The sequence below is a fragment of the Yoonia maritima genome, from assembly GCF_002933395.1.
In the GTDB taxonomy this organism is placed as follows: domain Bacteria; phylum Pseudomonadota; class Alphaproteobacteria; order Rhodobacterales; family Rhodobacteraceae; genus Yoonia; species Yoonia maritima_A.
Window position 1 is genome coordinate 59,971 of sequence record NZ_PKFN01000008.1, and the last position, 24,835, is coordinate 84,805.

Sequence of the window (24,835 nt, forward strand, 5' to 3'; positions counted from 1 at the left end):
AGGTTAGGCAGCCTGCCCCAAAGGGGCAAGCGCCAGTTTTTAAGATAGCTTACAGGTAACGGTTTACCAGATTTTCCAGACGTTCCTGACGGCCAGAACGTGGTTCTGGATTAGTGTTGTCTGCCTGTACTTTCGCCATGATGCTGTCGAGGTCGCTATTCAACAGATTTTTGCCAGCTTCGGTATCCCATCCTGCATAGCGCTCATTACGTGCGGCTTCTAGCTTACCGTCTTCAAGCATCGCAGCGGCGGCTTTTAGGCCCGCAGCACAAGTGTCCATGCCACCAACATGCGCAAGAATAAGATCCTCTGCATCCAATGACTGACGACGCAGTTTTGAATCAAAATTTGTACCGCCTGTCGTGAAGCCACCTGCGCGCAGGACTTCGTAGTAGGCCAGCGCAGTTTCAGGAACATTATTCGGGAATTGGTCGGTATCCCAGCCAGACTGGTAATCGTTGCGGTTCATGTCGATGGAACCAAAGATGCCCAGCTCACGCGCGACAGCCAGTTCGTGCTCAAACGAATGCCCAGCCAAGATCGCGTGACCTTGTTCGATGTTCATCTTCACTTCGCCTTCAAGGCCAAATTCCTTGAGGAAACCATAGACCGTCGCGACATCATAATCGTATTGGTGCTTGGTTGGCTCTTGCGGCTTAGGTTCAATTAAGATCGCGCCTTTAAAGCCCATCTTATGCTTGTAATCGACGACCATCTGCAACATGCGACCCGCCTGTTGGCGTTCACGGCCCATGTCTGTGTTCAGCAGCGTTTCATAGCCTTCACGACCGCCCCACAGCACATAGTTTTCGCCACCCAGTTTCATGGTCGCATCCATGCAGGTTTTGATTGTCGCCGCAGAGAACGCAAATACATCCGGATCAGGGTTTGTTGCAGCACCTGACATAAAGCGACGGTGCGAGAACAGGTTGGCCGTACCCCAAAGCAACTTAACGCCAGTCTCGTCCATTTTTTCTGCAAAGTAATCAACGATTTCTTCGAGATTCTTTGTGTTTTCAGCAAAGCTGTTTCCTTCGGGACGGACATCCGCATCGTGGAAACAAAAATATGGAACGTTCAAGATTTGGAACATCTCAAATGCGACGTCAGCTTTTAGCTTGGCCGCTTCCATTGTGTCGCTGAACCATGGGCGCTCGAATGTTTGACCGCCGAATGGGTCACCACCAGGCCATGCAAATGAATGCCAATATGCCGCTGCGAAACGCAGGTGGTCCTTCATCGGTTTACCCATCACAATCTCATCGGGATTGTAGTGACGGAACGCATAGTCGTTGTCCGTATTTGGACCTTCGTACTTGATGGCGGGGATGTTTTTGAAAAAGTCAGTCATTTCAGTCCTTTCAGCGCGTTGTAGCTAGCGCGATATCTTGTGTGGGCCTCGGCAAAGCTGTCGATCAGCGCGAGGTCAGGTTCAATTGTACGGGCAATCTGCGGGATCGTGGCGACTTCGACGCCTGCCCCTGTCGCGGCCATCAGGCCAAGACGTGCAGCGCCGAAAGCACCGCCAAAGTCACCAGCAACAGGTAGCTCAACCGGGATACCCAGCGACGTTGCAATAGCCTGCACCCAGTAGTCCGATTTCGATCCGCCGCCGACAGCGATCAGCCGGTTGATCTGGGTGCCCGTCGATGTAAGTGCGTCATAGTTGTCACGCAGCGCAAAGGTCACGCCTTCCAAAACCGCCCGCGTCATGGCTGCCTGATCTGTCGCGTGGTCCAAATGCAGGAATGCGCCACGGATATTTGCGTCATTGTGCGGGGTGCGTTCACCACCCAGATACGGCAGGAATAATGTTTGGCTTGGCGCCTGAAGTGCGCCCAATCCTTCGGTCAGCTTTGCTGCCGGTTGGCCAACTGATTTTGCGTACCAATTCAGCGCATCAGCGGCGGCCAAGATAACCCCCATCTGGTGCCATGTTCCCGGTAGCGCGTGACAAAAAGTGTGCACAGCGGTCGCCGCATCGGGCTGATATGCATCAGAGGCCGCAAAAAGAACGCCGGATGTGCCAAGCGAAACAAAGGCGTCGCCTGCTTTCACCACACCAACGCCAACAGCGCTGGCGGCGTTATCACCGCCACCGCCAGCCACGACAACGCCACTTGGTAGCCCCCAACGGCTGGCCAGTTCACCACGCAAAACGCCCGATACTTCGGACCCTTCGACAAGACGCGGCATGTTTTCGCGGCTTAGTCCGGTCGCGGCGAGCAGATCATCTGACCAATCGCGCTTGGCAACGTCCAGCCAGCTGGTGCCAGCGGCATCTGACATTTCGGCAACAGCCTCGCCCGTGAGCCAAAGCCGCAGGTAATCTTTGGGTAGAAGAACACGTTTTACTTTGGCGAAAATCTCGGGCTCATGACGGGCAACCCAAACGAGCTTGGGTGCGGTAAATCCCGGAAATACGATATTGCCAGTGAGTGCGCGAAACTTTGGGTCGGCGTCCAATTCAGCGGCCTCGACCGCTGAACGGGTGTCATTCCATAGAATGCAGGGGCGAAGCACCTCATCATTTTCATCAAGCAATGTCGCGCCATGCATCTGCCCCGACAGCCCAATACCGCGCACAGCGTCCAATGATGTTTGATCTTTAAGTGCCCGCATCGCTGCATCTGCCGCGTCCAACCATGTTGCCGGGGCCTGCTCTGACCAACCCGGCTCTGGCCGAACGGCCTCTAGCGGTGCGGTTGCTTCGGCCAGAATTGTCTGCGCGTCGTCAATCAACACCGCCTTAAGACCAGAGGTCCCTAGGTCTAATCCGATGTACATACAGCTATCCTCCCCATTGAATATGTGCCTTTGATCGTTGTTCTGGCCTCTGACTTCAGGCTTGTCAAATTAAATTCAGGTATCGAATTAAAAAGCGCGAAAATCACGCGAAAAACCCAAAAAAATACGGCATGACTTGATAAGATCGGGTATATTTGATCTAAGGTTTAAAAATATAATTCAGGCAGTGAACTATGTCAGGCGATCTCAGCACAAAGAACGACTCGGGCATTCCCTCCGGTTGCGGTCCCTTACTGCCATTGGGGAACGCAAACACCAAGCCTATGCGGCAACAGATATTTGAACATGTTCGTGCCGCCGGACGCGCCACACGAACCGATGTGATCCGCACATTAGGCATCAGCGCCGGCTCTGCGACAGCACTGACTGCGGATCTAATTAACGCGGGGCTTTTGCGTGAAGTTGACAGTGTCCCACGCGAAACAGGGCGCGGGCGTCCTGCAGTCGCGTTAGAAGTCATTCCAGAAACCAATTTCGTCATAGGGATCAAACTATCTGACGAAGCCCATTCTGCGGTGCTCACAGATTTTGCGGGGGATGCGGTTGCGACAGCATCACTGCAAACACCTGCACATCCAAAGTCGTTAGATGAAATTCTGACCGAAGTGGGCGCGCTCATGCAAGATGTATTGGCCGCAGCGCAAAAAAATCCAAACAACATCGCAGCTGTTGGCATTGGCATGTCTGGCATCGTGGATCATCAGGCAGGCACCGTACCATGGTCACCGCTATTGGCGACACGTAACAGCGACTTTGCAGCAAAGTTCGAGGCCCGCTTCTCCGTACCGCTCCATTTGGATAATGACGCCAACATGTTGACGCTTGCAGAGCTCTGGTTCGGAGCAGGACGCGCAAAATCAGACTTTGCGGTTGTGACAATTGAACAAGGTGTCGGTATGGGTCTTGTTATCGACAACAGATTATACCGTGGCGCACGCGGAATGGGGCTGGAATTAGGCCATACCAAAGTCCAACTGGATGGTGCGCTATGCCGCTGCGGGCAGCGCGGATGCCTCGAAGCATATCTCGCAGATTATGCACTCGCGCGCGAAGCTGCTACCGCGCTACACCAGCAAGCCAACGACCACCACAGCCCCAACGCACTGCTGACTGCCCTATTCACACAAGCCAAGGCCGGAAACGAGGCAGCGCAGACAATCTTTCGCCGTGCGGGGCGATATCTGTCGGTCGGCCTAGCCAATGTTGTGCAACTGTTTGACCCAGCGCTGATCATCATTTCAGGCGAACGCATGCAGTATGACTATCTCTATGCTGACGAAGTCCTTGCTGAAATGCATCGCCTGACGCTGAACGACGGCCGATCCGCCTGTACCGTTGAAACCCATGCTTGGGGCGATTTAGTCTGGGCGCGTGGCGCGACAGCCCTCGCGCTTTCTGCGGTAACAGATCAGGCAGTTGCGGCGATTTCTTAAAGTGGGTTGGGTATGTCCAGCCCGCTTGGCACGGCTTCGGGCACGCCCAAACGACCGGCTTGTGCTGTGGAATCCGTCAGACTGTCCAAGAATGCGAGCAGTGCTGTGATCTGATCTTCTGTCATCTCGGGACCCGCGGGCTGCGCGACAGCGGCAATTGCATCTGTGCTTTCACGTAGATCGTCCACAGGAAGTTCGGGCAAACGCGCCACGGTCAGGTCATAGTTGTTCAGCGCCGCAACCGGATCCAAATGCGCGATGACAAAGGCACGCAAATCTGCGTATGCGCCTGCGTGCCCGTATGGTCCAGTCAGCGCCACGTTCCGCAGGCTGGGCGTTCGGAACGCATATAGATCGGCAGGATCGCCCGTGACCCTGAACCGCCCTTCATCGCGCGCGTGACTTTCGAAACGCGCTGCCTTTCCGGGGCCGATTTGTGGGCTGCCCATCGGGTGGAAGTCATGGTCGGTCAGGAATGGCCCAGCATGACATCCCGCACAGTTTGCTTCACCATAAAATAGCGCCATACCTGTCGCGGCGGGCTCTGGCAAAGTGCCGTCCCCCCGCAAGACCGCATCAAAGGGAGAAGTGTCAGATCGCCATTCGAACGCCATGAAAGCAGCGACAGCATTTGAAATGTCGGTGAAACCAATCTGATCCGGCGTGTCGATATGATCATAGGTCGCAACGAAAGCGTCGGCATATTCGGGAAAACCCGCGACGCGACGCGATATGATGTCCCAAGCACCACCCTGCCCTGTCAAAACACCGCGCCGCACGGCCTTGGCCACTTCGTTTTCGCTATAGTGCCCAGCCATCTCATCGCCGCTGAGCACCGGGAACATAGTTTGTGCGGATAGAAGCGATGCAAAGCCTGCGGCCATATCAGCATCTAGCGGGGTCCGAATACCACCGGGGCGATCCAAATCGACTTCGATCCGCCCATCATGGAACAGGCGCGTGAATTCGTTGGCGCCAAGATTAAACAGCGCCGGCGCATTCCGTGGAATGCGTTGTTCGGGCATATTTTCTGGGTCTGCGACGCGCTGCGTACCCAGACCAATTCCGCCATCGCCAATACCCAGTGAGAGCCCATCACTGGTTCCGAATGCCGGATGATGACAGGTCGCGCAGGCGACCTCTTGGTTGCCTGATAAAATCGGGTCGTAAAACAAAAGCTGCCCAAGCCGGGCCTCGTCCATGTTTATGGGGGCGAAATCAGCATCGGTAATTGGCCGTGGCAATACCTGGGCCGAAGCCACCTGCCCGCACAATATGGCTGCAATCATCACTGCATAGTTCATTCGATCCCCTCCCAAGGATCGCATGGTTATCACGTCGCCAATCCCGCGCAAGAGGGTGTCAGCCCATATGTTTACGAATACGCCGCAGCATCGCCCAAACGCATAGCACGACAACCGGGGTCGCGATGGCAGCCATCATGGTTTTACTGATGCCCAAACTATATTGCAGCGGCCCCAAAACATAGAGAGCAAGGTTCAAAGCGTAATAGCTGATCGCGACAATCGACAAACCTTCGACAGTGTGTTGCAAGCGCAGTTGAAGATCAGCACGTTTATCCATGCTTGTCAGCAAGGCTTGGTTCTGGGCGGAGCGTTCAACATCAACGCGCGTGCGCAGCAGATCACCCGCGCGTAGGGCCCTATCCGACATCGCATGTAATCGCGCTTGCGTGGACTTCACCGTGCGCATTGCTGGATCATAGCGCCGCATCATGAATTCACCGAATGTCTGACGCCCGCCAAATCGTTCTTCGCGCAAAACTGTGATCCGCTGGTTCACAATCGTTTCGTATGCGCCTGTGGCACCAAAGCGAAACGACGATTGCGCTGCGATACTTTCCAGCTCGGCCGAGACCTCTAGCAGCGAATGCAACTGTGCTGCCGGATCAGGCATCGGACCACGCATGTCGTCGATCAGCTTTGACAGCGTTGCATCGATCATGCCCATTTGCGGACCAAGTCCTCGTGCGCGGGTCAGCCCCAGCATCGACATCGCCTTGTAAGTTTCAATCTCGCACAGGCGCTGCACAACGCGGCCTATCCGGCGCATCCCAACCTGAGGACGTGCGAAAACCGCAAAACGCATATGACCAGCCGGATCGATCCGAAAATCGCCTGCAATGACCAGCTCGTCATCAAGAACGCGACTAATCGCAAGGCTTTCGGGGACGAACCATTCTTGCGCCTTTGCGCCAATTGCGTCGTCGTCATCACCCACTTCGACGCGGATCAACGCCGACGTAATACGTGTACCGGGGGCCGAAGATAGCCAATCATGGGGAAAGACACCAAATGTCGCCGCGTCAAAGGGGCGCTCTGCGACGCCCTCGCCCAAGATCGTATAGGTCACAAATTCAGTGTGGCTTTCCCACTTAAGCTGGTGCTTACCAATCTGGCCAAAGTAATGGGTCGCGTCAGGTTCCGGATGTGGGGCAGCAAAACGATCAAGCAAATCAGTAAGATGCGCCATATCCGTAGCTCGATCACGGCCCGCTGCATTCTTGCTGGGCTTCAGGGCAAGGAACGCAGCCCGCCCCGGCGCGCGCATCGACGGAAAAGGACGCGCATGCAATTCATTGGCCAAAGCAAATCGCAACGGATGGTCAGTAATAGGTGTCATGCAATGCCTTTACGGTAAACTCATCACCGCAGGTTAGCGCATTTTTATGACCTGTAAAGAAATTCTGTTATCTTACAAAAGCTTAGCGGCACACGATAGTATACCGTGCGCCGCTATTCGTTTAGATCACAACCACCGCCAGTGGAGGGAAGCCGTTGAAACAAACCGACGAATATGTCGATGTATAGGCACCTGTGTTGCGGATCAGGACGCGATCACCAGCACGCAATGTCAGCGGCAGTTGCATCGGACGCTTCTCATATAGCACGTCAGCGCTGTCACAGCTTGGTCCAGCAACAATACACGGACCCATCGCGTCGTCATCGCGCGCAGTTTCAAACTGATAGCGAATTGCCTCGCCTTCGGTTTCTGCCAGACCAGAAAAACGACCGATATCCAGATAGACCCAACGATGCATATCACGCTCAGACTTACGGCTGACCAACATGACTTCAGCAACGATCACGCCCGCTTCTGCGACCATACCGCGGCCCGGCTCTGCCATGATTTTAGCAACGTCTGGAAAACGGGCTTCGATCATGTCGATGACCTTTGCGGCATATGCCTTTGGCGCGTCAATCTCTTCACCATAGAATGCAGGGAAACCACCACCGATATTGATCAACGACAGATCGTGACCCGCATCTTTGGCAGCTTGCCAAATGCCGCCCATAACGTCCAAGTTTGGCGCCCACATTTCCGCGCGACGGGTTTGTGACCCGACGTGGAATGAGAAACCAACTGGGTTCAGACCCAATGTCTTTGCAGTATCAAGCAATTGCAGCGCCATATCGCGGTCGCAACCGAACTTGCGCGACAATGGCCAGTCCGCTTGGGAAACCTCAACAATAAGACGGATGTAAACGGACACGCCCGGTGCGTGCGCTGCGATCTTTTCTAGCTCTTCTTCAGAGTCAGCAGCGAACAAACGAATGCCTTGGTCAAATGCCCATGCAATATCAGATGCGCGTTTGATCGTGTTGCCAAACGACACGTCACGAGGCTCTGCGCCCTGCTCAAGGCAAAGCGCGATTTCAGCACGTGATGCCGCATCGAAATTTGAGCCCATATCAACCAAGCGCGCAATGATTTGCGGCGCTGGATTTGCTTTGACAGCATAATGAATATCAGCCCGGCCCAAGCCAGATTTTAGCGCCCGATATTGACGGGATACAAGATCGAGATCCATCACTAATGTAGGTTTATCAAAGCTGTGCGCAGCGACAAAGCTGTCCAAACGGGATGGTGCAACAACAGGGAATGACGCCGCAGCGTCAGCGAAGTGTACAGTCATGGGTCATCTCCAGTAGACCCGGCCATAACGGATTCACACCGCCTAAGACCGCTCAGTTCCAAAAGAGACGTTACCGTCGCTACGTAAACACGTGTGCGTTGACTATCACCGGCCAGAGGCGCGTGCGTTGGCGTCTATAGAGCGCCATTTGCGGCAAGTTGGGATTCGTTGCAAGTGGGAAAATGCACGCGATGCATTTTTTCATAACAGCATGGACGCCAAGGCATAACTCGGGCTAGGCAGGCGCATGGCACAAGTTATCCTATTCAACAAACCCTTTGGCGTCCTGTCGCAGTTCACAGACGCGCGCAGCCCGTCACCCCGACCAACGTTGTCGGCCTATATCGACGTCCCGGGCGTTTATCCGGCGGGGCGCTTAGATCGCGATAGTGAAGGGCTGTTGGTGCTGACCGACGACGGAAAACTACAGGCCAAGATCGCAGACCCCAAGCATAAGCTGACCAAAACCTATTTGGTCCAAGTCGAGGGCGCGCCCACGGACAAAGACCTTCAGGCACTGCGCGATGGCGTCACTCTAAAAGATGGACCGACACGCCCTGCTCAAGTACGGCTGATAGATCCCCCCACCCTGTGGGAACGCGATCCACCAGTACGTTTCCGAAAATCAGTTCCTGATACTTGGATCGAGATCACGATCAGCGAAGGCCGTAACCGCCAAGTCAGGCGAATGACAGCACATATCGGATTTCCAACGCTCCGATTGGTACGCTGGCGCGTCGGAAACTGGACGCTAGACGGCTTAGCTAACGGACAATTTCAAAAAGCAGAGTAAGCCGCGAGTACTGGGCGTCTCCGTCTCTTAACTCACTTAGCCAGTCTTTCGTTCGCCGGCCAATGGGCTTTGACGCCTATCTGCGGGGCCGCTCAGATGGAGCCAATCAGGTGATACAATTGAGAGAGACGAAGCGCTAAACTAGAACGCCCAGAGAACAGATCGATCCAACTCTTGATCCCACCAGCGGTTTGCACATCAGCTAAGTCATTGTTTTTGTGGTGCCCCAAGCAGGAAGAAGTTCGAACAAAATCTTTGAAGAGTTTCTAATAATAAGGGACATTATTCGGGCGCGAGAAAGTGGGGATGGCAAAGCTTGAAATGCAGTTTTTCCGACCATGAAATCTGCGTTTTGGTGACAAACAACGATCGCCGGCGCTTTGGTTGCTGGGTTTTGGACCCGGCAACTAAAATGGAATTCCGATGAGAAAACGTAAGATTGAGAACGCACTGACAGGATTGACAAACTCACCAAACAAAGTGTCCTCAATAGCCAGTTCAAGAGCGGCATTTTCAATTCCAGCATCAATGACAATACCTGTACCGAGTTCTACAGCAACCTCGGACGTAACGACAAATGTGACCTCAGGGTCAGCCTCCATCGCTGCTGTTACATAGCTTACGGAATCCGTCGCTTTCAGCTGAAACTCTGAAACACCATCAAGACTGTCGAATACCATGATGTCCGTAATGGGGTGGTTCGTTGCTTCAAACATGGCAGCTTCAACACCTTGGATCGCCAATAACTCCACATATTCTTGCTCGAATAGAATGCCCTTGATGTTATTCTGGTGGCCAGACGCCGACAACGGGTCAATTGATGCGAAATAGTCCACTATATCCTCGTTGGAAGCGATCTCGAGATCACTGTATCCACGGCGCACCGCTTCGAACACATCTTGATCGAGTAAATTCAAAAAATTGCTCCGTGGCGCTCCAATATTAAGGTGACATCCGTCGACGCCCGAAGAATATCAAGAGAGAGTTGATGTGGAGTGTCATTTTTTTCGTCTCGAAGTCTCGTATCGGCCCCGCGTTCCAAAAGCAGTTTCACAACGTCTGCATATTTGCGTTTGGATGCTTGCATCAACGCAGTGCGCTTCATGAATGCCAACTGATCGATTGATGCTCGCGCGTCCAGTAGGGCTTTGCAAAGGTCAACGCGGCCATGCTCAGCAGCGGCATGTATTGGTGCCCACTTCGGCCCCTTTACGTTAACCGATGCCCCGCGTTCAATGAGCCGCATTGCAGACTCATACTGAGCACTCAAGATGGCACTTAGTAGAGCCGGATTTCCCTCTGTATCGCGGATATTTGGATCCGCCCCCGCATCCAGCAATAACTCGAGAATATCTTGGTCGCCATGCGCGATCACCAAAATTAACAAAGGTTGTCCGTCTGACGTACCTATGTTGACGTTAACGCCGGACGCTATCAGTGATCGAACGATTTCATGGGAACCGTGCTGATAGGCAGACAGCAACGCCGCTTCTTCGTACTTCCGACCAAATTGCGCACCGCGCCTTGTTAATAGCTCAACTATTTCATTGTGTTTCTTGAAGAAGGCACCGGTCAGTGCATTCCACCCGTCATTGGAACAGATATGAAGATCGGCACCGTTTTCTACCAGATACTCAACAACAGCCCTATAGCCTTTGATGGAAGCCCAGATCAAAGGCGTCCAACCATTCTTGTCACGCGCAGAAATTTCGGCACCGTGCTGAAGCAATGAATCAGCCAGATCAAAATATTCGTTCTCAAGTGCGAGAACCATTGATCCCTTTCTGCTATCGGCACCAAGGTTCGGGTTCGCGCCCTTAGTTAAAAGTAGCTGGGCTATGTCGAGATATCCAAGCTCTATCGCAAAACTAAGGGGCAAGCCTGAGCGCACATTCGGATCGAAACCCGGATCGGCAATTAAAGCCAGTGCTTCGTTCTTGAAGCCCTTTTTCAACGCTTCAATAAAACGATCGGCCGGGGAATCGTTCTCGCTGTTTTGCTCGCCATCTTTCATCGCGTTATACCCTTTTAGGTTAGCATTCTCGTAGGCTTAGAAGTTCAACGTTTCGCCAGAAAACCCGTTCGCCGGCATTCATACAGAAGTGGTATGGGCGGCCATCTTCTCCGGCAAGGTGTGGGCCAACATCTATTCGTTGCAAGCAAGAAAAACCGAAGACTGCCACAGGAACTTTTGAGCGATTGACAGTGCGTTTGTGCGAGCGATCCGTCCATATCTCAATTCACCGCAAGGTCATCCAGGAATTCCGATGCCGGATTGCAGGCTGAAAGCCAAAGACGCTCGCGTGCGCGTGTGGCTGCGACATAGAGAAGATGCCTCTCTGTATCATAAACCTCTCTGTGAGCCCTTTCATCGGCGGCAAGCATCAGCCGTTCTTCACTGGGTAGGATGTCCGCATCACAGGCCATTACCGCAACCGCGCGATATTCTTGGCCCTTTGCATCATGCATAAGCACGGTTTGTACGTCCTCGTTCCCAGCTGTGAGAATCGCCTTTTGTGCACGTTGGATTTCAGAATCCGACCTAACGAGTACTGCTATGGTTTGTGGTGCGAAATCTTGTGTCAGACAATTTTTTATCCAAGCTGCGACCGCCAATGACTCTTCGTCGTGATGGTCGAATAAGTTGATCTCAGGGGCTGGGCCGCTGAAAACTGATGACACGCCAAGCCTGCGCTCCTCGCCCCCATCGGCTTCGAGAAGGCGTGGTGGCAGAAGGAGGTCAGATTGGCGACGTATCTGGTGTGAAGTTCGGTAATTGACTTTCAAACTGCGTGAGCGACCCTGGATATCTACACCTGCAGATTTCCATGGAAAAGCGGCGCGGAATATGCGCTGACCTATATCACCGGCAAAGAATAATCCGTTCGGTCGCCCCCCCGCCAAAGCAGCTAACAGATGAAGTTCGGGCACTGAAATATCCTGGGCCTCATCCACGACGACATGCGAAAAAACAGTGCTATCGAGATGAGAAATCAAGCGATGTAGAACGTCTGCTTCCGTTTCCTTTTTCATCTTGGCGAGGCCATCACGGACTCTGCCAAAAACGGCCCACATTTCGTCCCTTTTTGACGCCGTCATACGAATTTTTCGACCCAACCGCGGCAGATCACGATAGGTTTCCGCTTGGGTCACATTCCAAGCATCTATGATAAGCCGCCATTCGTCCTTCAAAAACTCAGTATCGAATTGAGCGCCCTCGGCGTCATTTGCTTCTTCGAGTAACGCTTCAATCTCCGCCGATGTGGCGATCTCGACCGCACCAAGGTGACTTGAGGCGAGCTCGCGGACAATCTCAGAAAGAGGTGCAACTGTAATACGCTCTCTCACGTCCGGAGTTGTTGCAGTTAAGCGATCAAGTTTTTCCGCCAACGCGTTTGAGAGGTTTTCATTGAATGTGGTGAGCAGCACTTTCGATTCCGCATCTTCGCTGGCGAGTCGGACAGCACGGTGTAGGGCGACGACGGTCTTACCTGTGCCTGCAGATCCGATGACACGTGCAGGTCCGTTGAAATTACGATCAACGAACTCTTGTTGAGCTGGATGTAGGAACACAGCCCATTCATCCCAAGGCGCATCCAGAGCAGCAGCCAACTCAGCCTCATCACCGATGATGCGAAAGCGTCGTTGAGCGTCCGGATGGGAATATGGGTCAGAGGCTGGTTCGACACGCACTTCTGGTGCCTCGCCAACTGCTGCTGAGAGCAGTGCTTGTTGGGCCTCTTCAGGAAGGTGTCCCGCGATGTCCAGAACGGTGTCTTCCGTCGCTTGCCGGACAGTCTCAACCCAGTCCTCTGGAACACCCCAACTTAGCAACGTGTCATCTGCTTCGTTCTCGAACAGGAGCGGCTTGCGAACAGCCTCTTGGATGTAATGCTGAACGATGACCTCTTGGACGGATTCGCGGATTTCCACAATCTGTGCAGCGCCCGTTCGGGGGTGGGTATCAAGCCTGCGCCGCTCGGCCCAATCATATGCGTCGTCATGATGTCCGACGTATGCGAGGAGTGTATCGGCTCCCCGTTTGTGAAGGACAATCCTGATATCCCGAGTTACCCGCGCTGACCAGAAGCCAGGATCACGGCACCTGTCTATCCGATGGAGTGACAACCCATTGCCTTCCGGATTCTGCTGAATGTCGAAAGCAGTGATCTTCACCTGCGACTGCTCTTGGCCGGTGAGGCGTTCAAGAGACTTGGTGAAGCTGGAGGCGATGAGGACAGTCAAGAAGTCCAACCTGATGAAAGAGGAAATCGTGTGCCAAGCATGTAAAGGCCACTATGGACGTCAAGCAAATTCCAGTCTGATTTTCCCTTCAGTAGTTCAAGCATTAAGCCGTTGTTCTCGTAAATGACTCCTGGCTCCCATCCGCCGCCGTCCAAATCGTTTCCGGCTGGACCCCGCGTTAGTATTTTAGCTTTGTGTAATAATGAAAGTGAAGCTGCGATTGGGCCGTTTGGTGGCAATGCGACGGACCCTGGATCGCGGAGATCAGCAGCGACTAAAGGCTTAGCGAACAGCGCGACCATGAACATTGCAGTCGCGTTCCATGTCCCCATGTAACGAGGTCGAGGCTGTGATGGTGAGACAAGCGGTGTCATCCATCTTGTCTGAGCACGAGCCATCGCCTGTAGACCATCTGGAAGTTCCGCTGGCAATCGGACCATGGAGAACATTTGGTGCCCACTGGTCAAGGAATCGAGAATAGGTTGTCGCCCTCTTTCAAGATGGAAACTGCTCGCGTCTCGCAACGCGGCAGGGTCCAACGTTTCGAGCGCAATTGTCGCTGCGTCCGTAAAGTCCTCTTCGATTCGAGCAAGATGCCCCCAGCCTAAGCCGACAGCGTAGCAAACGTGCCACGGGTTGCGATCTGAGAATTTGGCGAGATGCGAAGTGATCTCATCAAAGGCGAATTCATTTAACTTTTCACTGCCTTGGTGAAGCATTTCCTGAATCTTCGTGCGCGCAGGGCCACCGCCAGCGCCACCGCCTTTGTCACACAACTCGTTAAACTGTTCTTGCACTTTGTTTAGGGGCTTACCAATTTTCATGCTCATGACACCCCCATCACCTTCATTACTTCATCCCCAAGGTGGTTGATCACCTTCACTGCAATTCGCCCGGATTTCGGCCGCACGAAGGACCGCGAGGTCGTGCGCTTCAGGCTCTCCCAAGCTTCCTCGTCAATCTCCCCCTTCAGGGTTGCGCGCAGCTGTTTGTAGGGCACGTCAGCCCCTGGGAAATATGCCTGCCGCACAAAGAAGCTTTCGCCCGAGTAATCCGTGTCGATGAACCAGCAGGCGATGTCGTCTGCGTCGCTGCTTTCGACTTCGCCGGTCTGGGGGCGGAAAATGTCCACACCTTTCAATTCAACGCGTAGGCGGTCGCCTTCTTCCAACAATTCGATGTCTGGCTCGCCGAAGACGACGAACAGGTTGCCGCCGCCTGCTTTCAAATCTCCCGCCATGTGCAGGTCGGCGTTCATGCGGGCGTGCAGGATCGGGATACGGCCCAGGCGGTGGAATTCCTGCGCGTGGGCCTCGAAGTTGAAGGCGCAGGCGATGACGATGTCGAAACCAGCATCCGCAGCCTCGCGCGCGGCATCGACCAGATCGGCGCGGCTGACGGTGCCGTATTCGGGGCCGATAAAGATACCGGCGCGGCGCGGCGTGTCGCCTTCCATATACTGGCCCGTCGCGGCGATCCATTGGCCGTCCCATGCGGTCAGGGTGTCAAATTTAATCGCGTCTTTCTTGTCTTGCTGATGCACCCCGGCTTTGCCGAGGTTTTCCATAATCGCCTTATAGTAATTCTCGGCCTCCATTTCGGACGCGGGGCGCTTGCCGCGGGAGGCGTCGATCTCGTCGATCAGCTCTCCATGTTCATCCACGGCCTGCGTGCGGTGGGGCGAGAGGCTTTCAACCGTGAACGGCCCCGCGACGCGGACGCGTTTTTTATCCTCATAGGGCTTGTCATAGAGGAATTCGTGATCGGCCTTGGCGGCGATGGAGGCGTCGATTTCGGACTGCCGCGCGATGCGTGCCTTCCAGAAAGCCTCTAACGCTGTCACAGCGGCGTCGGGCCATGGCAGGCGGGGATCGTCTGGCAGGTCGTCAAAAGTGAACTTGGCGCTGCGCACATGGTTCAGTTCGGCCAGAGCGCGTTTGGCGGCAGCGGTGGGCGTGCCGGTTTTTGAGGTCTTCTTGGCGGTGTCGAGCAGTTTGCGGTGCTCTGCGGGCCACGGCGTGCCGGGGGTGCGGGGGATTTCCCATTCCATGAAGCCATTGGCGGGGGCCTCTTCGCCGCTGGGCATGGTGACGGTGCCAGAGGCGGTGAAGTCGATGTTTTGCCCTGCGCGTCCGCCTGTATCGATAGGGAAAGGCGTGGCGTGACCGGCAAGGGCCGTGTTGAGCGCTGCGCGGGCATCCTCGACAGCTGGTTGCAGCTTGTTCCAGATCACGTCGATTTCGGTGTTGTCCGCGATTGATTTTAAGGCGATCCGAGGAGCACGTTCGTAAACAAAGCCATGGCGGATATCGTTGTGGGTGGCGTGGGGCGCGGGAGCTTCGCGTGTGACTTCAGCGGTTTTCTTTACCCCCTCAGCGCTGTCGGCGAGCAAATACCACGGATATTTCGCCCCCATGACCCGAGTGCGTGCAAGGGCAAGGGCGACGCGAGAGGTGTCGATGGTGATCCAGCGACGGCCCCACTGCTCAGCAACATGCGCGGTAGTGCCGGAGCCACAGGTGGGATCGAGAACGAGATCGCCAGGGTCAGTGGTCATAAGAAGGCAGCGTTGGACAGCAATTACGCTGGTTTGAACGACATAAATTGGATAGTTTTCGCTGTGTATGTCTTCCCAAATATTTGAGAAGCTCTCTTGGTTCCAATCACTCCAAAACATGATTCCGCCAACAGCATTTCCTGTCCCAGAAAAAAGGCGACTTGAATGAGCTAACCTTGGAAGCTGTTCCTCAAGGCCAAATCGCCACTGTTTGTTAGGGCCACATTTCCGAGGCAAGCCCTGAAAGTTAAAGTCTCCACTTCGAGTCTTGCTTGGGTGTTGGCTGACGATCGGATAATCGACACGCGCCCAATCAGCACCATCATCCAAAAGGTGTTCAATATCTTCGTCGGCATACGTCGACCTCTGCCTCACAATCCCCTCTCGTTTTACTAATGCGGTCATTTTTGAGCCCGCCCCTGGATCACGTCTTGCTCGATAAAGTTGACGCAGCTTCATTTTGTCCCGCTTTTTGCAGAACCAAACGATATAGTCGTTTACAGGGTCGGTTGGTGATGTCGAACTTTTCTTTTTGAAGACGATATCGACAACGTGATTTTCCTCGCCGAAAATTTCATCCATCATCGCTCGGACTCGATGAACGTTTTCCTCACCTATCTGAACGAAACAACTTCCGCTGTCTGTAAGCAACTCTCTCGCAATTGTCAGGCGATCACGTAGGTAACTTAAATAAGAATGAATTCCATCGCGCCATGTATCACGGAAAGCTTTAACCTGTTCGGGCTCACGAGTTAGATGATCCGACTTTCCGTCTGTCACGTCGCGAGAAGTCGTAGACCATTGAAAGTTGGACTGGAATTTGATGCCATAGGGCGGGTCAATGAAGATTGTTTGCACCTGACCGCGCAGGCCCTCACGCTCGGCCAGTGAGGCCATCACCTGCAACCCGTCGCCCAAGATCATCCGGTTCGACCATTTGCGCGAATGGCGGTAGAATTCCACCTCTGCCTCGCGGTCTTCCTCATCCAAACCAAAGTGGCCAAACAGATCATCCGCCTTTTCCCGCTCGGCCCGCAGATCGTCGATCAGCGCCTTGGGATGCACCTGTTCCTGCATATAGATCGGCGGCGCGTCCACGGTCAGCTCTGCCTGATCCGGGTCCTTCCCGCGCCAGACCAGCTGCGGATCCAGATCCCGGTTGCGCCGCTCCCACGCGGTGCGGATCGGTGCCTTGTCGTCCGGCTCCATCACCGATTCAAGCTCGGCCGACGGAATGTTCGCGCGGGTTTCGTCGTGGGTGATATTGCCGATTGGCTTTTCGTCGTTCATGTTTTTGCCTCCGCTATCGTCGCAAGCGCGGCGAGATATGCTTTTCTTGTTGTTTCAAACCAGTCGATCAATGCGTCCTGCTGCGTCGGGTCGACGTGGGTCATGTTCACTTCTTTACTTAGGAATCCACTCTGACCACCTGCATAGACCGCGCCCAATTGCTCTTCGAGTTCGGCGGCATGGGGCGTAAGTGATCTTGCGATAGGCTCGTAGGGCTCACCACGTGCCCCCCGCAAGAAAATGCCACTTTGGGACTGTCCGATCCAGAGTGTAAGCTTAGCTGACTTTACCAGCCCAGGAACTTGCAACCATGTGGACGAGGCTCCTCCGGGGCGAAGCCCCCAATCTGCCGCCTCGGGGTGCTTTTCCAGATAGGCGGTCCAGAACGCCTCGCGCCGAGCGCCGATACTGCCGTCTCGTTTCACTTCGCGAGATTTGCGGGTAAGCTGACGATCCCAATCGTTGGGCTTTTCAACCACTTCGAAGATCGGGGCGAACGGGCTGTCACCGATCTTTACGACACGGGCTTTGATTGCGAAGAAGGAAAACCCGTCTGCTGTATGTTGATTAAGCCAACGGATCGCCGACAAATGAGGTTCGCGGAAACGCGGCGCGATCCAAATGACTGTCTGAGCATCAAGCCCCGCAAGGTAAGTCATGATCTGCCCGAGATGGGTATGATCTGTCTGTTCAAGCTGGTTCTCAATGAGCACAACGCTGTCGTCTGCCGGGTTTCTTGCAAGGATATCCGCGGCAAAGGACTCAACACGCACCTCTTGGCCCGTGAGTTCCAGAGGTATTCCGATCACTTCCGACAAGTGGTCGATGTTTTCGGCCAACCATGGGGTGAATTCGTGTGCTTCGTGCCTCCAGGCATCGCGCAGCGGTAGGTCGACCAGGCGACCGAATTCTATATCAGTCATGCTGGTTCCTTTGCGCTTATCAGGCTGCCAATTGCGGCGTCCAGATCGGGCCGGAAGTCATGCAGGCTGCGCAATTCGGCAAAACCCCATTCACCATAGGTGCCGAGACGATTGATAGCGGGCACCCATTTGTCGCGCATCGTCGCGGTTTTGAGAACAACATCGTGACCACGGAAGCCTTTGATCTCAACCACCAGCGTCACGGGCGGCTGGCCCTCGGGGGTCTTCAGGCGGATCAGGAAATCGGGGCGGTAATTGTGCGTTTCGCCTTCTCGCGAATAGGGCACCTCGAAACCAAGATTGTGGTTCTTGGTGTAGGCCGCAACATCCGGATGATCGTCCAGCATCTGCGCGAACTTTGCCTCCCAATCCTGATCGGTGATGATCCAGTTGAGGTGGCTGCGCTCCGGGTGGGGCGCGTGACGGCTGGTTTTGCTGGTCTGAAAGTTGATGTTCATGGTCGACCCATCAGGCGAGAACGGGTCAAGGATGGCGCGGATGATCGGGTCGCGGTCCGGTTGATCCATCAGCAGACCTTCGAACAGATCGCAAAGTTCATCCTTGAGTTGCCAGTATTTCAGCTGTGCAGGGTAAGTGCCGCCCTTGCAGACCAGTTTGTCAGATTTAAGGAAGTCGAGAGCGATACGTTTGGCCTTGGAGATAAGCCGCAGATCGACAGGTTTGTTGGCGTCACGCCGTTTTTCCGCGATCCAGTAACTGGCGATATCGTAGGCGATGGCAGACGGGCGCGCGTCCTTCAGGTGTTCCAGATCAAGCTTGTGCCGTTCGCCGACGATGCCCGACATCTGCACTTCGGTCGCGGCACGGACCTTGTCGGGATCAAGCACGTAGGGCTCCATACGGTCCAAGTCGACCTCGAGCCTTTCTTGCGGAAAATCAGTGCGGAAGCCCGCTACACGCGGGAAAACGATTTCGAGGTGGTCGCGCGCGGGGCTGACAGCATGAACATGAATCACTTCGCGCGGCTTCTGAGGTGGATTGACGGTTGGCTCGCCAAAATTGAGTCCGTCGATACCCATGATGTCCGCGTATTCGGGTTGGAATAGACCGGTTTCTGGATCAGCATCGTAGGAGAGACGGCGTAGGGCGCGGCCAATGACCTGCTCGCAGATCAGGCGCGATCCGAAGGCGCGTAGGCCCATGATGTGAGTAACATTATTCGCATCCCAGCCTTCCGTTAGCATGGACACCGAGACGACACAGCGCACTTGCCCACCAAGCCGGCCTTTTCTGCCAACCGTGTTCATTACCTCGCGCAGAATTTCTGCATCGCTGATTTCGCCGGCTGCGGTGTCGCGGCTTGCTCTCTCGCGGCGGAACGCTTCGATTTCTGTCGCATGCGCATCGCGGAAGGATTTATCGACTTCACCACCGGATTCCAGCGCTGCACTGTCGATCAGGATGGTTCTTGGCTTTTCCATGCGTTGGTGGTGGTCGTCGTAGTTTCGGAACAGTTCAAGATGGCCCGGTTCCACGGTTTCAGTGCCATCCTCATCTGCCCTTATGAAGCCCGCTATGTAGTCCCGAACGAGTTCGGAGTTTGTTGTATTGTTGCAGACAACAATGAAAACAGGTGGAATTCCGACGCCTGCTTTTTCCCATTCCTGATAGGTTTTTTCGTAGTGGCCGTAGAGAGCATCCAAAGCTACTTTCAATTCGATCGGGAGCTTGTTTGGGTCATATTTTGTCGCGGATTTCCGACTGCCACCCGGCATCTTTTTTCGAATTGCGGGCCATAAATTCCGGTACATGACTTTTTCGCCATCGGCACGGTTATCCGCAACCGGAACACGAGGCAATTTGACGATGCCACATTCGATTGCGTCCATCAGGGAAAAATCTGTCATGACCCAGGGAAAAAGAGTCCCTTCAAGCCAGCCAGATCCGGATAGAAAAAACGGAGTTGCTGAAAGGTCATAGACGACCTTTACACCCTGTTGCCGATTAAGCGCTTCGAGACCGGAAATCCAGAGGCGAGCTGCCTCACTATTCTCATCTGCTTCCTTTCGGTCATCACCGGTTAATTTTTCCAGTTCTGCCTGTGGTCTTTCACGGTAGCAGTGATGCGCTTCATCGTTGATAACCACAACATCTTTGATATTCATCAGGTCGCCCATGACCCTTTGAACCATCTGCCCTTCTGTCTCCTGAGTGTTGAGCTTCTCACCGTGCCCCTCGAGAGCTTTTCGGGTGCCGGTCGCGGCATCAAATGTCTCGCGCAACTTGAATGCATGATAGTTGGTGATTACGATCTTCGCCTTGTTCATTTCCGGAAAAAATTCGTGGGGTACCAAGTTTCGAGTTACATAGTAGCTCTCAGCGTCATTGGGCATCAGAACACGTAGGCGGTCACGAATTGTAATGCCAGGCGCTACGATTAAGAAACCGCGGGAGAACCGCTTGCTGTTCGACGCACGCACTGAATTCAACGTCTGCCATGCAATGAGCATAGCCATGACCGTGGTTTTACCGGCACCAGTTGCCAACTTGAACGCGATCCGCATGAGATCTGGCATCGTCGCTTGCGGTGCCACATCCTCCGGCAGAACCGCAAAATTGTTGGCGATTTTTATTCTATCTAAAAAACGTTTGCCGCGACGACCGGCTTGGGGGGCCACTTCAGCCAGCCAGATCGCAGCCTCTACCGCTTCAAGTTGGCAAAAAAACGGTCGGATCGTTTGTGAACTATCAGATTGAATGGACCGCCAATGTTGAAGCAACCGCTGGGTTACAGGCGTCACATTCCATTGTGCTGGGTTCGTCTGTTTTCTCCAGGCGTCAAGCTCCATTCTTAGCTCGTTCACGATTTTCGATGGGCTCATATCTGTCGTCTCAGTTGACAGGTCATCGTCAAACAGCATCTTGGACTGGCTTCGATCAGACTTGGAGGACGTGCCAGGTAGGGCCGTCAGAAGTTCGGAAGCACGCCTCGTATTGATCACTTTTTCCGTGGGGCGTCCGTCGCCGTCGAGCTCCCAGTGCGTAGCTGGAAGGTCATAAGGTGAATTTAGAATAGGTTTTTCAAAGAAGCTCACGAAGTAACCCCATGCTGTCAGGCGAGTTTTCTTACATAGAAGCAGTTTTGATAGATGCCCACAACTGGGAGTTGGCCCAGATCTAAATAATCGAAGTCGCTTTGAAGCGGTTGCAAGCTTCGGCATACACTGCTTGGAATGTTCCTCAGAGGCCGGCCAGCCATGAAGCACTTATTTCCATGGAGCTCTACAAGGAAGTTCAAAAACGGATGCGCGAATAAAATCCGATTGAACCCTTCTATAGGGCCTTACAAAATCACAGGCCTTAGCAAGGGAAGCCGTTTGACAATGAACCGAGGGCGCAAAAATCGCCCTCGGGCATGATACCGGATGCAACGCGCTGATGCTGCGCTAACCCATCCTAATTCAGTTGGAGATAATAGATGACTAAAGAAAAACCAGTTGTGGCAGCGATCTATGCGCGAGTTTCGAGCCCTAAGCAGGTGAAAGCCGGAAACGGCCTTCAATCGCAGGTGTCCACTTGCAATGCACATTGCAAGGAAAACGGATTTGAGGTTGTTGAAATTTTTCAAGATGACAGCTCAGGCGGCAACGATGACCGTGAAGGCCTGCACGAGCTGAAACGTTGGCTAACCCGCAACAAGGCCCACAAAGTGGTCGTAGTTTTTGACGCACTGTCCCGCGTGAGCCGTGATGTAAAAATTTACCACGAAATTAAAGAATTTGTCCTTGCGGCAGGGGCAAAATTTTCTTGCCCTACCTTTCGATTCGACGAAACACCAGAGGGTGAGCTGGCTGAAAATATTCAAGTTTCATTCGATCAGTATCACCGCAAATCAAATGCGGCGCAGACCAAGCGGCGCCAGCACGCAAGAATTGCGGATGGATACTGGTGCTTTGCTGCGCCGTTTGGCTACAGGTCAGGTGGCAAAGGAAAAGTTATGGAGCAGCACGAGACTTTTGGGCCAATCGCTAAAGCAGCGCTTGAGGGGTACGCCTGTGGTCACTTCCAATCACATGCCGAAGTGCGAACATACATCGAACGCCAACCGGAGTTTCGCGCAAATCGGCGAGGCCGACTTGGAAATAGCGTTGTGAAAAATATGCTTACGAATGTAATTTACACGGGCCACTTAGAGTACAAACCCTGGGGCATTGATTTTCGGGACGCCAAGCATGAGGCGCTGATTTCGATGCGCACATTTGACGAAATCCAACTTCGCCTTAATGAAAAAAACAGAGCCCCTCAACGAAAGGATTTGGCAAAGGATTTTCCACTCAGAGGCTTCGTTACCTGTGCAGATTGCGGGTCCCCATTGACGGCAGCTTTTTCTAAGAACCGCACCGGGAAACGTTATCCATATTATGCCTGCCACAAAAAAGGGTGTGTGAGCTATCGTAAATCGATCCCCAAAGAAAAGATCGAGATGGAATTCTTGGACAGGCTCGCATCTATCGAGCCAAGCACGAACGTAGTCGACGCCAGTTGCGCCATCCTCCGCGATATGTGGAACAGTCGGGAAAAACACGCAGTAATACGTCGGAAAAAGTTACAGACTGAAGCTAAAAAACTTGAAGTTGAAATTGATGGCTTCTTAGACCGCATCGTCGAGTCTTCGAACCCAAGCATCGTAGAGGCCTACGAAAAACGTGTTGCTGCGCTTCAGTACAAAAAGGCCGCCACGACCGAAAAACTCGCGGAATTTGGGCAAAAGCAGCTCTCCTTCGATAAAATGTTCGAACACTCAATAAAAATTCTCTCAAACCCCTGCAATATATGGAAAAATCGAGATATCAAGTGGAAGAGAATGGTGTTAAAAGTGGTATTCGCAGAGCGTTTAGCTTACTGCCGCAAAAGCGGATTTCAAACCGCAAAAACTACCTTTCCTTTCAAGGCCTTAGCCGACCTTGAAGGCGAGTTAGGTAAGATGGTGCCCCCACACGGACTCGAACCGCGGACCTACTGATTACAAATCAGTTGCTCTACCAGCTGAGCTATAGGGGCACTGGTATACAGTTTCCTGCATCGTCTCATCGACTGAGCGGCATATAGCAGTGAGAAACTCGGCAATGCAATGGGCTTTTTGCATCAAATGCCAAAAAAAATAATTAACTTTCTCAGCGGTTCGCCCGAGCCAAGAAAATAACGGCTGCGAGCCCAACCAAGGTAATCATCAGCGCGGCTGGGGCGGCCTCGGAAATGTTTTCGAGGGATGCTTTTGCGTACACGCGAGTCGCGAGAGTGTCGTAGCTGAACGGGCGAAGCAGTAAGGTAGCGGGGAGTTCTTTGACGCAATCAACGAAGACCAATAGCAAAGCCGATCCGACAGACGCTTTGACCAACGGCAAATGCACAGCCCTTAATGTGCCGCCGGCAGTGCGCCCCAGCGAACGTGCCGCCATGGGAAGACTGGGCGATACCCGACCCAACGCCGCATCGGCTGTCCCCTGCCCAATCGCGAAAAACCTAACGACATATGCAAGCACAAGCGCGGCGGCGCTTCCGGTGAATATCAGTCCGGGATCGCTGAACCCAAACTTCACAACAGTATCCGCCAAGACGTTATCGAAACGCGCCAATGGCACGAGAATGCCAAGCCCGAGCACAGCTCCGGGAGCTGCATATCCAATTGCCGTGACCGGCATTAATAAAGCAGGAAGTCGTTTGCGCGTTAGCCGCACGCCGTAAACCATAAACACCCCACCAAGCACGGTGAGAATCGCAGCCATCCCGCCAACGGTGATCGTGTGGACCAGCGCCTTGCGCAGCCCCGGCGCGACCCATTGGTTCGCGTCAAACGCATGTGTTAGCAAAACGCCGACAGGCAGCAAAAAGCCACCGATCACCGGTACAAGGCAAAGTGCTGTCACCATATATGAGCGCCATCCACGCAGCTTAGTGGGTGACACCGGGCGTTGCCCACGTGCAGATCCAAAGAACTTACTTTTACGGCGGCTTAGCTTCTCCAACGTCACAAGAATAATAACCAAGCCAAGAACACATGTTGCGAGTTGCGAAGCCCCGCCAAGGTTCCCTCCCTGTAGCCATACAGAAAAAATCCCTGTCGTGAGGGTTTGCACTGCGAAGTAATCGACGGTTCCAAAGTCATTGACTGTCTCCATCATAACAACGGCGACACCGGCGGCGATTGCAGGACGGGCAAGTGGTAGCCCAACCCGCCAGAACCTTGCGAATGCGCCTGCGCCCAGTGCTTGCGCCACTTCATAAGCGGCCCCTGATTGTTCACGAAATGCAGCGCGCGCAAGAAGGTAGACATAAGGGTACAGCGCAGCACTTAGCACAAGCACCGCAGCGCCACGCGTTCGGATTGCAGGGAACCAATAGTCGCGCGCCGTCGCCCACCCCATGGCTTCGCGTAGCGTCGTTTGCACGGGACCCGCGTATTCAAAAAAATCAACGAGAGCGTAAGCACCAACATACGCAGGCACGGCAAGCGGCATAAGCAGCGCCCATTGCAACACGCGACGCCCCGGAAATTGATACATAACCACAAGCCATGCAGCACCAGTGCCGATCATCGCGGTCAATGCCCCGACACTGAACATTAACACAGCTGTATTCGTCAGATAACGTGGCAACGTCGTACGCAGCATATGTGGCCAGATATTTTCCGTTGGAGTAAGCGCAAACCAAATCACAGCAACGATAGGAATTAACACCATAGTAGCGATCAATACCGCACCAATGGACCAAGGGGACATTCGCGCGCGTCGCGGCGGCTGAATTGTTATCTGTTGAGAGAGTTCGGACATAAAATCCGATTATCCGAAAGCAGTTTAACTGTCCAGAAATCCCACTATGATGCAATGA

16 protein-coding genes and 1 tRNA gene are annotated in these 24,835 nt (G+C 53.8%); 3 read left to right on the plus strand and 14 right to left on the minus strand.

Annotated elements, in window-relative coordinates:
* Window positions 1-49: 49 nt before the first annotated feature.
* A complete protein-coding gene (xylA, locus tag CYQ09_RS06715; RefSeq protein WP_106744683.1) occupies window positions 50-1,351 on the minus strand; it encodes a xylose isomerase in 1,302 nt (433 codons plus the stop codon).
* Window positions 1,348-2,787, minus strand: a complete 1,440-nt coding sequence (gene xylB / locus CYQ09_RS06720) for a xylulokinase (RefSeq protein WP_106744684.1) — start codon at window positions 2,785-2,787, stop codon at window positions 1,348-1,350. Before xylB ends, xylA begins: the two co-directional genes overlap by 4 nt.
* Window positions 2,788-3,071: 284 nt before the next feature.
* Here xylB and CYQ09_RS06725 point away from each other — a divergent pair, with 284 nt between their 5' ends.
* Window positions 3,072-4,241, plus strand: coding sequence for an ROK family protein (locus CYQ09_RS06725; protein ID WP_430383334.1), 1,170 nt, complete (start codon window positions 3,072-3,074; stop codon window positions 4,239-4,241).
* Here CYQ09_RS06725 and CYQ09_RS06730 read toward each other — a convergent pair.
* From CYQ09_RS06730 to CYQ09_RS06740, 3 genes are all read right to left on the minus strand, one after another.
* Window positions 4,238-5,545 carry a cytochrome-c peroxidase gene (locus tag CYQ09_RS06730; protein ID WP_106744686.1) on the minus strand — a complete coding sequence of 436 codons (1,308 nt, stop codon included), beginning with the start codon at window positions 5,543-5,545 and terminating at the stop codon, window positions 4,238-4,240. The genes CYQ09_RS06725 and CYQ09_RS06730 overlap by 4 nt on opposite strands.
* A gap of 58 nt (window positions 5,546-5,603) precedes the next feature.
* A complete protein-coding gene (locus CYQ09_RS06735) occupies window positions 5,604-6,884 on the minus strand; it encodes a DUF3422 family protein (RefSeq protein ID WP_106744687.1) in 1,281 nt (426 codons plus the stop codon).
* 121 nt (window positions 6,885-7,005) lie between these two features.
* Complete coding sequence (locus CYQ09_RS06740; RefSeq protein ID WP_106744688.1) at window positions 7,006-8,178, minus strand: type III PLP-dependent enzyme; 1,173 nt, start codon at window positions 8,176-8,178, stop codon at window positions 7,006-7,008.
* 247 nt (window positions 8,179-8,425) lie between these two features.
* Here CYQ09_RS06740 and CYQ09_RS06745 point away from each other — a divergent pair, with 247 nt between their 5' ends.
* The gene (locus CYQ09_RS06745) at window positions 8,426-8,971 is read left to right on the plus strand and encodes a pseudouridine synthase (RefSeq protein ID WP_106744689.1); all 546 of its coding nucleotides are present in this window, start codon (window positions 8,426-8,428) and stop codon (window positions 8,969-8,971) included.
* Window positions 8,972-9,378: 407 nt separating this feature from the next.
* Here CYQ09_RS06745 and CYQ09_RS06750 read toward each other — a convergent pair whose 3' ends face one another.
* The 7 genes from CYQ09_RS06750 to CYQ09_RS06780 form a co-directional block, all read right to left on the minus strand.
* On the minus strand, window positions 9,379-9,888 hold the full coding sequence (locus CYQ09_RS06750) for a hypothetical protein (RefSeq protein ID WP_204353916.1): 510 nt from the start codon (window positions 9,886-9,888) through the stop codon (window positions 9,379-9,381).
* Window positions 9,885-10,985, minus strand: a complete 1,101-nt coding sequence (locus CYQ09_RS06755; protein ID WP_106744690.1) for an ankyrin repeat domain-containing protein — start codon at window positions 10,983-10,985, stop codon at window positions 9,885-9,887. The genes CYQ09_RS06750 and CYQ09_RS06755 overlap by 4 nt, the downstream gene beginning before the upstream one ends.
* 221 nt (window positions 10,986-11,206) lie before the next feature.
* On the minus strand, window positions 11,207-13,216 hold the full coding sequence (locus CYQ09_RS06760) for a 3'-5' exonuclease (RefSeq protein ID WP_106745432.1): 2,010 nt from the start codon (window positions 13,214-13,216) through the stop codon (window positions 11,207-11,209).
* A complete protein-coding gene (locus CYQ09_RS06765) occupies window positions 13,213-14,046 on the minus strand; it encodes a hypothetical protein (protein ID WP_239495877.1) in 834 nt (277 codons plus the stop codon). Before CYQ09_RS06765 ends, CYQ09_RS06760 begins: the two co-directional genes overlap by 4 nt.
* Window positions 14,043-17,063, minus strand: a complete 3,021-nt coding sequence (locus tag CYQ09_RS18465; protein ID WP_106744691.1) for a site-specific DNA-methyltransferase — start codon at window positions 17,061-17,063, stop codon at window positions 14,043-14,045. The genes CYQ09_RS06765 and CYQ09_RS18465 overlap by 4 nt, the downstream gene beginning before the upstream one ends.
* A complete protein-coding gene (locus tag CYQ09_RS06775; protein ID WP_106744692.1) occupies window positions 17,060-17,986 on the minus strand; it encodes a hypothetical protein in 927 nt (308 codons plus the stop codon). Before CYQ09_RS06775 ends, CYQ09_RS18465 begins: the two co-directional genes overlap by 4 nt.
* A complete protein-coding gene (locus CYQ09_RS06780; RefSeq protein WP_239495878.1) occupies window positions 17,983-21,042 on the minus strand; it encodes a BPTD_3080 family restriction endonuclease in 3,060 nt (1,019 codons plus the stop codon). Before CYQ09_RS06780 ends, CYQ09_RS06775 begins: the two co-directional genes overlap by 4 nt.
* Before the next feature lie 383 nt (window positions 21,043-21,425).
* Here CYQ09_RS06780 and CYQ09_RS18630 point away from each other — a divergent pair, with 383 nt between their 5' ends.
* Window positions 21,426-22,970: a recombinase family protein gene (locus CYQ09_RS18630; protein ID WP_430383340.1), complete on the plus strand. Its 1,545-nt coding sequence runs from the start codon at window positions 21,426-21,428 to the stop codon at window positions 22,968-22,970.
* Here CYQ09_RS18630 and CYQ09_RS06795 read toward each other — a convergent pair.
* A tRNA-Thr gene (locus tag CYQ09_RS06795) sits at window positions 22,933-23,008 on the minus strand. The genes CYQ09_RS18630 and CYQ09_RS06795 overlap by 38 nt on opposite strands.
* A 113-nt stretch (window positions 23,009-23,121) precedes the next feature.
* Entirely contained in the window at window positions 23,122-24,726 is a 1,605-nt protein-coding gene (locus CYQ09_RS06800) for an ABC transporter permease (RefSeq protein WP_239495879.1), read from the minus strand.
* Window positions 24,727-24,835 lie beyond the last annotated feature (109 nt).